This is a genomic window from Crystallibacter degradans, assembly GCF_012952295.1.
In the GTDB taxonomy this organism is placed as follows: Bacteria; Actinomycetota; Actinomycetes; order Actinomycetales; family Micrococcaceae; genus Crystallibacter; species Crystallibacter degradans.
The window spans coordinates 16,453-28,316 of sequence record NZ_JABBCH010000026.1; the positions used below are offsets into that span (position 1 = coordinate 16,453).

General features: G+C 60.5%; 12 protein-coding genes. 9 read left to right on the top strand and 3 right to left on the bottom strand.

What is annotated here, in order from left to right; genetic code table 11:
* Positions 1-1,007 precede the first annotated feature (1,007 nt).
* Genes HGO92_RS21745 through HGO92_RS21755 form a run of 3 tightly spaced genes read left to right on the top strand, consistent with a single transcriptional unit; the run spans position 1,008 to position 3,446 of the window.
* Positions 1,008-1,553, top strand: a complete 546-nt coding sequence (locus tag HGO92_RS21745) for a DUF6932 family protein (protein ID WP_440915793.1) — start codon at positions 1,008-1,010, stop codon at positions 1,551-1,553.
* Entirely contained in the window at positions 1,546-2,571 is a 1,026-nt protein-coding gene (locus HGO92_RS21750; RefSeq protein ID WP_169998590.1) for a hypothetical protein, read from the top strand. Before HGO92_RS21745 ends, HGO92_RS21750 begins: the two co-directional genes overlap by 8 nt.
* Positions 2,568-3,446 carry a RelA/SpoT-related domain-containing protein gene (locus HGO92_RS21755; RefSeq protein ID WP_169998592.1) on the top strand — a complete coding sequence of 293 codons (879 nt, stop codon included), beginning with the start codon at positions 2,568-2,570 and terminating at the stop codon, positions 3,444-3,446. The genes HGO92_RS21750 and HGO92_RS21755 overlap by 4 nt, the downstream gene beginning before the upstream one ends.
* A gap of 334 nt (positions 3,447-3,780) precedes the next feature.
* Here HGO92_RS21755 and HGO92_RS21760 read toward each other — a convergent pair whose 3' ends face one another.
* Together HGO92_RS21760 and HGO92_RS21765 are read right to left on the bottom strand one after the other, a co-directional pair.
* A complete protein-coding gene (locus HGO92_RS21760; RefSeq protein ID WP_169998594.1) occupies positions 3,781-4,347 on the bottom strand; it encodes a hypothetical protein in 567 nt (188 codons plus the stop codon).
* 214 nt (positions 4,348-4,561) lie between these two features.
* Entirely contained in the window at positions 4,562-5,281 is a 720-nt protein-coding gene (locus HGO92_RS21765) for a ScbR family autoregulator-binding transcription factor (RefSeq protein ID WP_346769058.1), read from the bottom strand.
* Between the two features lie 430 nt (positions 5,282-5,711).
* Here HGO92_RS21765 and HGO92_RS21770 point away from each other — a divergent pair, with 430 nt between their 5' ends.
* The 5 genes from HGO92_RS21770 (at position 5,712) to HGO92_RS21790 (ending at position 9,786) form a co-directional block, all read left to right on the top strand.
* Positions 5,712-6,245: a PGPGW domain-containing protein gene (locus tag HGO92_RS21770; RefSeq protein ID WP_169998596.1), complete on the top strand. Its 534-nt coding sequence runs from the start codon at positions 5,712-5,714 to the stop codon at positions 6,243-6,245.
* Positions 6,246-6,290: 45 nt separating this feature from the next.
* On the top strand, positions 6,291-6,812 hold the full coding sequence (locus HGO92_RS21775) for a hypothetical protein (protein WP_169998598.1): 522 nt from the start codon (positions 6,291-6,293) through the stop codon (positions 6,810-6,812).
* Complete coding sequence (locus HGO92_RS21780) at positions 6,812-7,390, top strand: RES domain-containing protein (protein WP_169998600.1); 579 nt, start codon at positions 6,812-6,814, stop codon at positions 7,388-7,390. Before HGO92_RS21775 ends, HGO92_RS21780 begins: the two co-directional genes overlap by 1 nt.
* Before the next feature lie 234 nt (positions 7,391-7,624).
* Positions 7,625-8,887 (top strand): hypothetical protein, encoded by a 1,263-nt coding sequence (locus HGO92_RS21785; protein WP_169998602.1) that lies wholly within the window; start codon positions 7,625-7,627, stop codon positions 8,885-8,887.
* Between the two features lie 437 nt (positions 8,888-9,324).
* Positions 9,325-9,786 (top strand): hypothetical protein, encoded by a 462-nt coding sequence (locus tag HGO92_RS21790; RefSeq protein ID WP_169998604.1) that lies wholly within the window; start codon positions 9,325-9,327, stop codon positions 9,784-9,786.
* Positions 9,787-9,965: 179 nt separating this feature from the next.
* Here the strand turns inward: HGO92_RS21790 and HGO92_RS23980 are convergent, their stop codons facing one another.
* Positions 9,966-10,193 carry a pyridoxamine 5'-phosphate oxidase family protein gene (locus HGO92_RS23980; protein WP_240974867.1) on the bottom strand — a complete coding sequence of 76 codons (228 nt, stop codon included), beginning with the start codon at positions 10,191-10,193 and terminating at the stop codon, positions 9,966-9,968.
* A 419-nt stretch (positions 10,194-10,612) separates the two neighbouring features.
* Between HGO92_RS23980 and HGO92_RS21800 the strand changes: the two genes are divergently transcribed.
* A complete protein-coding gene (locus HGO92_RS21800) occupies positions 10,613-10,948 on the top strand; it encodes a heavy-metal-associated domain-containing protein (RefSeq protein WP_169998606.1) in 336 nt (111 codons plus the stop codon).
* The last annotated feature ends 916 nt before the right edge of the window (positions 10,949-11,864 follow it).

Consider the following 11,864-nt stretch of genomic DNA (forward strand, 5'->3'; position numbering starts at 1 on the left):
GGGCCGGCGGAGCCGGGCCAGCGTTTACCGGCGACTGCAAGGGCTCGGGCAGGAGCGGGTGGGTCGGCACAGGCGTAGTCACGCCCGCAGGCTGATGCTCTTCGGGACGCTGGGCGGCTGCTTCAGCGGCCGACGAAACGTGGTGTGCACAGCAGTAGTGGCGGTGGTCTCCGCCATGAGGCGCCGGGTCCGCCGTGATGAGTACGGGTTCCATGCCCCGGCCCGTTCCAGGTTTTAAATGGTGGTCATGCCCGGCTGCCGCCGCCGACTCCGCAACAAACCGGTCGCCGGCATCCGGATGCCCGGTAACGCACACGGACACCACGCCCGCAACGAGGAGCGTGAGGGCAAAACCGGCAAAAATGCTTTCCCAGGACCGCATCCGGTGAAGCATCGCTGCACGGCGTCTCGTAACCCGGATCATGAGCCTTCCATAGGGACGAACATGTGTGGCCCACACTACCTATGGTGTGCAGGTCCAGCTACCCCTGCGTCGACAAGAGACGCCTGCGCGGTTCTCCGCAGCGGAGCTGGCATTGCTTCTTCTCTCACCGTTGAACCACCATCTTTCGCGATACGCAATCGATGGACAGTCTTTCAGGGCTGGATCCGGCCAACACTAACAACGGAGCCCGAGTGCGCCTTCGGGCCGTAGCCACGGCACACCCGGATAACGGCCCGATTGCTCTCCTTGTCGGCTTCAGCGAACTGTCCCGAGGACCGATAGGCTGACGTAACCCGCAGCGTTCTACGTCCATCGGCCCGTCGATGAGTGGGCGATAGACCGACCTCCGAAGCAGTGGAACGGATGGTCCTAGACGAGGGGCGGCGGTTTCCAGGAAATGCCGGGTCCGAAGGGCCCTTGCGCCAAGCCCATCTGCCGCATCTTGTGATGTGTCGGTTGTAGAGACGGAATGTCTACCGCCGCACGAAGGTAACCAGTGGGAAGATGTCCGAGCCATCATGAATCGGTCGGTCAAGGATTCCCAAGCGGAGTCCGGAAGAGGATGCAGGGACTGCAATTGCTTGAACTTGTTGGGGGGCCGGGCGGCCATCAAGTACTCCCAGTGGGCGTTCACCGCATAGGGATGTCCCATTTTCTAGACAACTTTGTACGCGGCCAGCCAGACGAGCGGCACAGGCTTGGGTTGATGAAAGACTTCATTGACTACATGCAGGTTCTCAGAGGTCACGGTTTGCACATCGACACGTGCCTCGTCGACGGCAGCTTCGTGACCAGCAAGCAGTACCCCGCGGACCTGGACTGCACGCCGCTGATCGATGGTGGCCGGTCAACTCCGCCGGCCGGGATACTGGGCAGCATCCACGACCACTGGGTTAGCCCCGGAAGCCGCTACAAAAAAGTTCCGGTGCCAGGCCTGGGCCGAACGGTCGAACTCGATGTCTACGGCATTGTCAGGATTCCCCAAGAGCATCGAAACCACGCACTCGGATCGAAAGCCGAACAGAAGTGGGAAAAGTTCTGGCAGATGTCCAGGGGGCACGGCACGGATGCGGTCAAAGGAAGCGTGGAGGTGAGCCTGGATGACTGACCGAGACACCGGACTATCGGCCTTTCTCCGCGATGTCGAGAATCTTCTCTACGAGTACGAGGAGAATTCCTCCGACGACTGGATGACCCGGTCGAACCGCGAAAGCATGACCGGATTACAAACTGCTCTTGAGTCGGCATGGCTGGAATCCCGTAAGGGCATTCGTGCCCGCTTCCACCAAGGAGCCATTCAGGGCCATGCAGGGCCCGCAAACCAGTTGCTCAAAGCGGTCCTGGCCCTCAACGAAACAGTTGTGGCCTTGGTGAATAAAACCCTGGACAAGCCCTATACGACAATCGATGACAATGTGCGTGGCCGGCTCGGCCTGTGGGCCATTCCTGCAACAAGAGGTTCCTTCATCATGGAACTCATCTGCCCGCCTACCGGGGATGTGGAACCCAGAGCCAACGAAAAGCCCATCGACGGACAGACAACGGTTCCGGAGCTTGACGACATGGTCGTACCGGGGGCTGACGCAGTCGACCAGGTTATGGGCGTACTCCACGAGTTGCTGGAATCGGGCAAAGGTAAGGTCCTCCAACTGGAGGAGAAACTCATTGATCTTGGCGCCCACGCCACGACACAACTCGGAAAATTTGCCGACCGCTGCAGTGAACTCGGGGTGTCGGTTGACGTGGACGACCGGACACACCAGAACAAGCCCCTGGTCATCCGCCCCCAAGATGCGAGGTTGCTAAAAGGAACCATTAGAACTCTTGGCCTGGAGGAGGAACCCCTCGTCATTGAGGGCGAATGGTTGACCAGCAGCAAGATCCGTGGCGTCTTTGACATCCGGGACAAGGACGGCATCGTCAGGAACGGAACGGTCCCCAAAACTCTTATGACGGACTCCGTGTCCGCTTTGGAGAAGTACGTCCAAGCTCAGATCAGAGTCATCCACAAGGGCGGACCGGATGGCCAGGCGCGCATGGTTCTTGAGAAGGTGACAGTCCTGGCGGATTCGGTGCCCGCGGACTTCTATACCGCGGTGAAGAAAGAACACGGTGCTGACGCATGACAGCCGGCAACCTGCCTTTTGCCCTCGCGCCCCGGCCGCTGGGAACGAAAGCCCTCCGCCGACTGGGAGAAGCCATCCGCGATGGCAACCTCAATGAAGACCACATCGACAGCTACGACGAGGTCATGGCCTGGTACAACGACCTTGCCGAAGGAGTCCATGAGATTCTGGAAGACCACGACTGGAGTGAAATCCTGCCCAGCTGCACGCCGAAAGTCACATCACGGTCGAAAACCATCGACACCTTGCGCGAAAAACTGCAGCGGGACCACAATACTCCCTTCGGCAATATCCAAGACGTTGCAGGGGTCCGGGTTGAGGCTCCGATGACATTGGATGACCAGGTCAAGGTAGCTGCTGAAGTTGCCAGGATATTCGACCACGCAGACGACTGCATCCGCGATCTGCGTACCACGCCCCACAGCGGCTATAGGGCAGTGCATGTTTGGCTACGAAATCCAGGGCGAGTGGAAATTCAGGTGCGTACCCGCCTGCAGGGCGCGTGGGCCAACATGTATGAACGCGCGGCCGACTACATTGGCCGTTACATACGGTACGGGGAGCTGCCCTCAGACCCGGAGACGCGAAAAGCGATCGAAGAACTTCAGGACATATCGCTGACGCATATCAAGGATCTTGAGGAGATCTTAACGCTGCTGGCCGAACTTCAGAGCGACCACCAACGTGCCCTGAGCTACGCCGAACAGGTCTTCGTCTCCCCCGCACGGGTCCCGCCCGATGTCGCTCGCCAGCTCAGAAACCAGGATGACAAGGTCAAAGAGTTTGAATCCAAGATTGAAAAAGCGCAGAATGGGATGCTACGCAACGTAGAGTCGCTGCAGAACCTGTTCGAATCATTCAAGAAGGAGCACTAGGGAATGTCCGGGTACCTCATACAGTACAACCGCCGTACCGGTCGCTCCGACGTTCAGGAGTTCCCCGGTGCTGACGGCTCCCGACAGGCTATGCGGATGCGCCTTCGCCTGGAGCGGGAACGCCTCGACGAGGACGTCGAAATCGCCTCCATTAACGCAGCTTCCCTGGAGAGCCTGCAGGCCACTCATTCGCGCTACTTTGGCCGAGCGGATTTTCACGGAAACGTGCCAACACCAGCTTAAGCAGCCCACTTGCACGACTGTGGCGGATGCCCCTTAGCGGGCATCCGCCACAGTCAATGCTGATCGGCGTATCAGCGGCGATTAGCGTCGCTCATGCTGCGATGGCCTCTGCGAGCCATTCAAACCTTCTGCGCACCGCCGGCGAGCTTTCCTCCGGTACAGCCTCAGCTACCCTTCCCAGATAGACGTCCCCGCTTTTAACCGCATTCCTGACGGCAATGATGAGCGAATCCCAGCCCGACTCAACGGTGGCCGGTTCACGCAGAACCTCCAGCAAGGCGATCTCAAGAAACGAGAGGCCGTGCCGACGAGCGTTGTTGCGCTTGTACAGCTTCACACCGTCTATCCCTTGTTTCAGCGAACTTATAACGGCAAGTTCGACTCTGGCCGGCACCTGTGAGGTCAGTCCGAAAGCCCGCGCCGCCGAATACCCGGCGGGACCGGTCCCTTCGGCTCCCAGCACCTCCAAGGCAACTTCCAGAACGCCGGGCCTTGTCATACCGTACCGGGTCTTCGGGCCCTTGAAGTAGAGCCCGCGCGAACAGCGTACGACGTCACCGCGCTTGGCGGCGCGGAAAAGAGCATTGCGGGCCGCCGCGGGCGAGCCGGGGAGCTCCTTAGCCCTCACAAAGGAGCGAACCGGGAGTTCCTTCAGCACTTGGCCGGGGGTTTTCGTGGAAGCGCTCATGCTATGAAATCGTACGGAATTCGTCGCATGAGGGCGGCAAGCTGCTGTGGGTGACGGTGAAAGAGCTCTGCTGCCAGTGGGGCAACCAGGGGACGAGCGAAACCAGTAGTCCACTACCTTTGGACTGAAGAACGAGGCCAAAGCAGCGGGTTGAGGAGTCCGCGATAGTGGGACGCACTAAGGCTCAAGGCTGCCCCATCCTGCGCGCTGCAGGCTTCGGCGCCATCTCCCCAACGAACTCTGACGATTCAGCATCCGGTTCAGCCTGGCAATTCTGGGGTATCAGCGCCATCAGCCGCCCGATCCGATCTTGTGATATGTCACGCAGAATTCCAGGCAGAAGGATCTGCCACATATCCCGGATGCGTTCCATGACGTCTTCCCTGCCCGTCCGCACATCGGACACCATTTGAACGCCGGTAAAGGAAGCCACCACGAATTTCGCCAGGACGGACGGGGCAACGCCTTCCCTGATCGTTCCGTCAGTTATGGCTTGGGTGGCCAGATTTTCCATCACTCTGATCCAGTCTTCATAGGGCTCGCGAACCGAACGGCCGAAAGAAGAAGCCTCGAACGTGAGCCGGATACCTGCCCTGACCACCGGATCATGGAGGAGCCGAAGGCCGAACTCCCGGCACATGACAATCATGGCATCAAGAGCCGGACGCCCCTCCTGCAGGACCGTCAGTCCGTCGTGGACGACGAGCCGGTGCTGCTCCTCGATGACGGCCTTGGCGAGATCCTGTTTGGAAGCGAAATGGAAGTACAGAGCCGCCTTTGTCACTTGGGCACGCTCCGCTACTTGGATGAGGCTGGCGCGCCCGTAGCCGCTCTTCTCGAACACTTCCGCGGCTCCCGCAATGATCGTTTCACGGGTTGCACATGAGCGATCCTGCACCGCCACGATCAATACCTCATTCCTGTGTGACCTCATGGAGCACGAATTATCGAACCATAACAGGAGCCAACGGCAAGCCGGTTTTCCCATGTGGTTCACCTGTAGCGGAGCGACTGGCCGACAAGACCGACAGACTCTGTCGCCCGCTCCCATCGGCCTGACCGGCGAGGATATGGAAACCAACAGGTTCGGGCCCAGCCCGCGCGGCAACAACAAAACCCCGGCACCGTTCGTAATGTTCGGGACTTTGCTGCGTGGATGGCTGCCTGTTGCCAGTCCCCAAAGTTCACTGTTATCACTCTGCCGTCGCCAGAGGGTTCGACCCGCTGTACCCTGTGCCCTCCACCGGGGGCCGGCGGCACGTCGGCGCGCCGTGAGTCGCGCCGATTCGAAGTTCTCCATTCTGCAGACGAAGCGGCCGTGAAAGGATGTGCCCATGGGGAGAAGGATCGACGCCGTCCCCCGGTGGCTGCGACGGACCGGCATCGAGGTGCTTGGCTGGTCACTCATTGTGCTAGGAGCAGCGATGCTCGTATTGCCGGGTCCGGGCCTGCTCGCAATCGTGGGCGGCCTGGTCGTGCTCTCGGTGCACTATGTATGGGCGAAGCATCTGCTTGGCCGGGTCAAGATCCGTGCGCTCAGGATAGCGATGAAGGAAGTGCGGACGTGGCCACGCATCGTGGCCGGCGCCACGGGTGGGCTTGTGGTTGTTGCTGCAGGCATCGCCTGGGCTGCCCAACCGCCCGTGCCGGGCTGGTGGACCATCGGCGACCAATGGTGGCTGCCGGGAGGACGGGGTGTCGGACTGGCCTTGATTGCCTCCGGACTGATCGCGCTGCTCCTTCTTCTGTACTGCTTTCGCAGATTTCGCCGGCCACGCATCTCATCACGCCAGTTGATGACCCGGGGCTACTTCACCGTGGGTGACGATGATGAGGACGACGGCTCGCCTCAGAGCCAGCAGGAATGAGCCAAACCCTTCTTCTTAGGGCAACCAACGGATAGTGTTGGTTGCATGACGGGCGACTCAGAAATCCACACAGTCCTCATTCACTTTGAGGGCAAGTCCATCCCGGCAGTAGTGAGGGACGGCGCCGTCCTCCTGCCAAAAAACCTTGCATTTCCTGCTCCCCGTTCCAGGTCCTACAGAATACTGGGGCCAACAGGTTCCGCACAGGACCTGCGGGTACGGTCCGTAAAACCCTCAGCGTCCTATTCGACTGCAGCCGTTGCCAAGCGGGTCATCGACGTCCTTGGCAACAACACCGTGGCGGCGTTGCTCGGCGTCAATCAGGACCGCCCTGGTCGCTGGGCTTCGAGCAAGGCCGAGCCGACCGGGGAAAACCGAATGCAACTGGCAGATCTGGACGCTTTCACCGGTCACCTGCTGGCGGCTTTCACACCTGGGCAGGCAGTCCTCTGGCTCGAAGGCCACGACCCGCACCTAGGTGCCCGACCGCTTGATGTGTACCGTTTGGAAGGTGCGGCGCCGGTAATCCAGGCCATGAAGGCCCATGAGCAAGGAGCATTCGCCTAGTGCAGTTTTGGCGCGTCTTCAATTGGAATCCGGAAGCCAGCACTCCACAGAAAAACGGACACCCACTCTATGTCTGGCCCCATCAGGGAAATGGGCGGGTCGATGACCCGGAACACGACTATCTCGTCCTGTATGTCGCCGACTCCCCTGAAGGTGCGGCGGCGGAAGCCTTCGGCCACTATGTCCGTTGGACACCGGCGGTTCTTGACGTCCCGCCTGGAGCGCCTGCCGGCAGCATCAAAGCGCTAGCCCAATACGAGGGTGAACCGGCAGTCCTGGACCTTGACGATCCGTACAACCTGCAGGACTGGGGGCTGCGCCCGAGCCAGGTCGTTCAGCGTGACCGGCCGTCCACCCAGCGCTGGGCGCGGGCCATCTACGATGCCGGAGACCACAAGGGCGTCTCCTGGTGGTCTTACTATGAACCGCGCTGGGCCAGCATCGGACTCTGGGACATCACCGGACTGGAGTTGGCGGCCGAACCTCAGCCCCTGACATTGAGCCACGCAGCCGTTCTTGGAGCTGCTGAAGCGATTCGCCGCATCGTCGAGAGCCCGCCAGCACGCGCCCAAAAGTGAGCGGACAGGCGGAGAGCCATAGTGGCCGCTGCTTGCTACCGGTTGTTGATGCCGGCCAGCTTCACAACCCGCCGGTGCGGAAAACCAGGCTCATGTATAGGCCGCTGCGCTGCAGGCTGCCTAGCCCTGGCTTATCCGGCACGAGCACTATTCCGTTTCCGGTCGCGCACAGGTTGGTCTGCGAAGTTGGTGAAGAATGGCCTACGCTCATTCCTGTGAAGAAAGTCCCGCGCCATGAGTAGTCCCGCCCCCGAATTGACGCTGCTTGTCGACGCACCGGACGGATTGATGATTCGCCGCGTGCCCAACGCTTCGCTGCTTCCAACGGATGAGGAGCTCGGCCCGGTCGCGGAAAGTTCGACCCGCGATTCCGCCGCCAAGTGGGGTCTGCCCGACTTCGTATTCCTCCCCGAGCAACAACGGCAAGGGGCCGGTGTCCGGGAGCGCGGCGACGGCCTCGTCATCGCCGACGACATCGCCGCGCTCATACAGGTAAAAGCGAGAAACGCCGTTCCCGGCTCGGCTGAGCGAGAAGCAAGCTGGCTTACCAGCAACATCAAGAAAGCCATTAAGCAGGCCAAAGGCAGTATCCGCCATCTTGCACACCGCCGGGAGAAACTGACAAGTGCCAGGGGACGGCGGGTCGAGATCGACGGCGCCCTGTACAGCTGGATCGCCGTCGTCATTGTCGAACACCCGCAGCCTCCAGCAGATTTCACCCCTTCCTTAGAGGAAGCCGGCAGTGTGCCATGCGTGGTTCTTCTCCGGCGGGACTGGGAGTTCCTCTTCGACCATCTTCGTTCCACCAGGGCCGTCCTTCACTACCTTTCCCGTGTTGCCGGCGAAGAACAGGAGCTTGGCGGCGAACCTGCCCGCTACACCCAAGCCGCATTGGCCGATGCTGATGCACTGCCTAAAGAATTACCGGACGCATTGCGGCGCCTGGCCGGTCCCGCTGACGCAGCACCGGCATATTCTGCGCCGCTGGCTCCGCTGGAAGCCGCCGATGACAGCTCGATGCTGTTCCGAATCATCCTGGAAGATGTGGCCAACACCGACATCGGTGAGGACTCGGAAAGCGACCGGCTCGAACTGCTGACAGCCCTGGATACGTTGCCTGCCTCCTACCGCCCGGAACTGGGTGCGGCGCTCCTCAAGTTCATGAAATCCGTGGCTCAGCACAGGGGCGAAAAGGTCCGCTCAGAATCCCGGGTATTCATTCCTTACCCCGGAGACCAGGTTCCGATGGTATTCATGGTGACCTCCGCCCACTTTTCCAGGGCACAGCCGCTGCTTTCCATGAGAACCCGGTTGCTCCACCATGAATACTGGAGCAGCCTGCAGGAAGGCGCGGGCTCAACTGTAGGAGTCATGCTGACGCCGTCCCGTCAGAAGAATCGGGCTTGGGACACCTCCACAATCTGGCTCAAGGGCCCGACCGGGCTTACTGAGGAAGATGCCCAGGAACTTCGAAAACATATAACAGGCCGGATTTAGCACCAAGACGTGCACCTATATGGGCTGCATTTGCCGTGCACTCCCGGATCCTCTCCCGCCACAGTTCGGGGGCGGCTCCAAAGTCCCGAAGGATTTCCCGAAGGATACGGTGCGCCAGATATGTAACATTTTTACCTCTGGAAGGAATGTGCCAAATATGTCGCTTCTGGCGCAACTTTAGATATGAACCTTGCCTGCATCCTGCGATCGCCGGCACGAGAGGGTCCCCGTTGTGATGGGAGCCGCAGGCTTGCCGGCGGCACTCCGCAAAAACTGGGTCAGGTCAACGGCAACCGGTATTTTCAGTTTCCAGGGCAACCTTCTGTGGTGGATCCGTTTCGACGTCGATCTCCAACCCGGAAGACGCATCCGGTCTCGCTGGGGCCAGGGCGCGGTCCGTACGCGGTTTAGCAGTACTGCTTCGATACGGTGAGAGCATGACTGAAATATTGAATGACTTAGCCGTCGGAGAGTGGATCGGCCTTATCTCGCTTGCCGTGGCCGTGTTCCTTGGTATTCCCGGCCTCATTCTGGCTTGGTTGGCCCACAAGCGGGAACGCGACATGGAACCATGGAAGCTGACGAAGCTAAACACCGACGTCTGGGAGTTGGAACGGCGTCAGAAAATGCCGGTCTGGATTACACACCTGCTCAACTTTTCCGGCGCCGAAGTACAAGTGCTGAACGGCGCGGGCGCTCCGGTGTTTCCGTACGAACGCGGCAAGAAAGTATCCCTCCGCATCTCTCCGTCCATACCCGGCACGCAACTTACCGTCTTTTACAGGCCGGTCACGAGGAAAGAGCGCGTGGACGACCTCAACGTAGCTCCTGAGTACAACACTCCCGAAGGCATGGATTTGGAAGCCGGAATCGAGTTTTGGAGCGCCAGTGTCTACTGAGGGCATGGCAGTGAGGCAGCCGGGCAGCACAGCAATTGGTTCATAAAGCCTAACGTAGATTAGGTTTTATGAAATCTGCGACGTCGGGAATCATTCCGCTTCTGGTTCCGACACCCAAGGCAGGTTGCTGACGGAACTCTTGAAGCCACGAAACTTGCCCACCCGAGAAGCACTTCGGCTCAGAAGCGGCGGGCAGCGGCCTTAACAATTTCCCGAAAATCTACTTGCACCCAGGTTTTCAGTCCCAGGCTTTCGGCTTCAGCAATCTCTGCACCGGATTGCAGGACCCTGGCTGCTTTCTTCACGACCACGCTCCATGCTTCGTCGCTGCTAATACCGTCCGTTTCGAATACTACGTTCTCGTTGATGGTGATCTCCGCGAGCTTCGTGCCCGGTGCGCTGCGCATGAACAGGACCCGTCATGGACCAGATAGTTGATCGGGAAAATATCCGTCTCACCGGCCGCTGCAACGGCACCGCCCGCACGGTCCCCAGTGCTGGCTACGCACGAAGCCCTCTGACCACGTGGCGGGGCCGTCCGGAAATTCTCCCCCATAGGTCGCCCTCATGATTCCGGCTGGCAATAGAAGCCAGCGGACGGAACCCCGGGGAACACAGTCCACGATACTGCTTGGGTGTGAGCCAGAACGCACAGCAAAGACCTTGACGCATACCCCCGGTGGGTATACCTTTGGATTATCGGAACACGCTGTCTCAGACCCGAAGGGTCCTACGCGATGAAGGTCCCCGCAGTGCGGCAGAGCCGGTCCCTCCCGGGTCAAGTCGGCCCACTGCACGCTTTGCCACCAGCTTTGAGGAGATCAATATGTGCGGTACAACAGTCCAGGAAACCCCCAGGAACACCAACAGCTCGCCAGGCTGCTCCTGCTGCGGCCCGGCCCAGCACTCCGAAGTGAACATCCAGACCACAACCCCTGCCGCCACAGAGTCGGAATACCTGGTTAACGGCATGACCTGCGGGGGCTGCGCCTCCGGCGTCTCGCGCGAGATCGGCAGGCTCGACGGTGTCGGTGATGTCCAGGTATCGCTGGTTCCCGGCGGCACCTCGAAGATTACGGTTCGCAGCACCGGACCGTTGTCCCCTGAGGCCGTCCGCGCCGCGGTAGCCAATGCGGGCTATGAGCTCGCCGGAAGCAAGTAGCCGCTGTTGATGCCGGCCCGCACTGTGCGGGCCGGCAAGGCTGACCCGTCACAGTGAAAGTGCCGGCGAAGACACATCCCCCGGATTCCCAATTCCTCCTCCCCCGCGTGCCTCCTGCCGCCATATGGCAAAGACCGGGACGCACGGCGGACCGTTGGACACAAAAGCTCAAAGCCCTGAGTGCGCATGTATGCTCGGACTTGGGGCTTGCCCCGGCGGGACTTTCAGATCGAAGATCAGGGGGTGAGCACTATGCCTGGAGCACGGCGCCGCTGCATTCGCTCCCCCTTGTACGCGTGGCTGGCGGCACTTACCCTGCTCGCCGTTCTTACCGCCGTGAGCATCGGCTTCCCCACGAATTCAGGCCAATGGTCCGAAGCCTCCGGATGGGGCGCTCAACTCGAATCGCCCGCGCTGGCGGGTTCAGATTCCACGGACCACGGCCACAGCCTCTCCAAGGACAACACCGCTGCGGCGAACGTCACTGCCTGGGTCCTTCCCGACAGCTTGGCGCCCCCTGGCCATTGCCCGCACAGCGACGGCCAGGAAGCCAAGTGCTCTACTGGCATAGCCCCTGCGGTGTTGACGGAGTCCTTGTCAGATAGACCCGATTTCAGCCCCACCTTCATGGTGGCGGGTCCGCCGCCTGCTACGGCTGACACATCCAAGACGCACGCGTACCCCGTCTCCCTCCTTCAGCTTTCCACCAGCCGCGTTTAGGACAACTTTGACCTGATCCATTGGTGCCGGGCACCAGCGGATCAGGTCCTTCCGCCACCGCATGTTCCCGGCGGGCAATCACGCTGAGCTGGAACTTCCGCATCGCTTGAGCAACGTCAATTCCGAGAGGAACAAATCCCCGTGAATCGAAAAACCCAAACCGCGGTCATGGAGGTATCCGGTGTCCACCGGGCCT

What these genes read in the sequence shown, in the direction of transcription:
- HGO92_RS21800 (WP_169998606.1), top strand. Translation starts at nt 10,613, where the DNA reads ATGTGCGGTACAACAGTCCAGGAAACCCCCAGGAACACCAACAGCTCG.
- HGO92_RS21750 (WP_169998590.1), top strand. Translation starts at nt 1,546, where the DNA reads ATGACTGACCGAGACACCGGACTATCGGCCTTTCTCCGCGATGTCGAG.
- HGO92_RS23980 (WP_240974867.1), bottom strand. Translation starts at nt 10,193, where the DNA reads ATGCGCAGCGCACCGGGCACGAAGCTCGCGGAGATCACCATCAACGAG.
- HGO92_RS21745 (WP_440915793.1), top strand. Translation starts at nt 1,008, where the DNA reads ATGCAGGGACTGCAATTGCTTGAACTTGTTGGGGGGCCGGGCGGCCAT.
- HGO92_RS21770 (WP_169998596.1), top strand. Translation starts at nt 5,712, where the DNA reads ATGGGGAGAAGGATCGACGCCGTCCCCCGGTGGCTGCGACGGACCGGC.
- HGO92_RS21775 (WP_169998598.1), top strand. Translation starts at nt 6,291, where the DNA reads ATGACGGGCGACTCAGAAATCCACACAGTCCTCATTCACTTTGAGGGC.
- HGO92_RS21755 (WP_169998592.1), top strand. Translation starts at nt 2,568, where the DNA reads ATGACAGCCGGCAACCTGCCTTTTGCCCTCGCGCCCCGGCCGCTGGGA.
- HGO92_RS21790 (WP_169998604.1), top strand. Translation starts at nt 9,325, where the DNA reads ATGACTGAAATATTGAATGACTTAGCCGTCGGAGAGTGGATCGGCCTT.
- HGO92_RS21785 (WP_169998602.1), top strand. Translation starts at nt 7,625, where the DNA reads ATGAGTAGTCCCGCCCCCGAATTGACGCTGCTTGTCGACGCACCGGAC.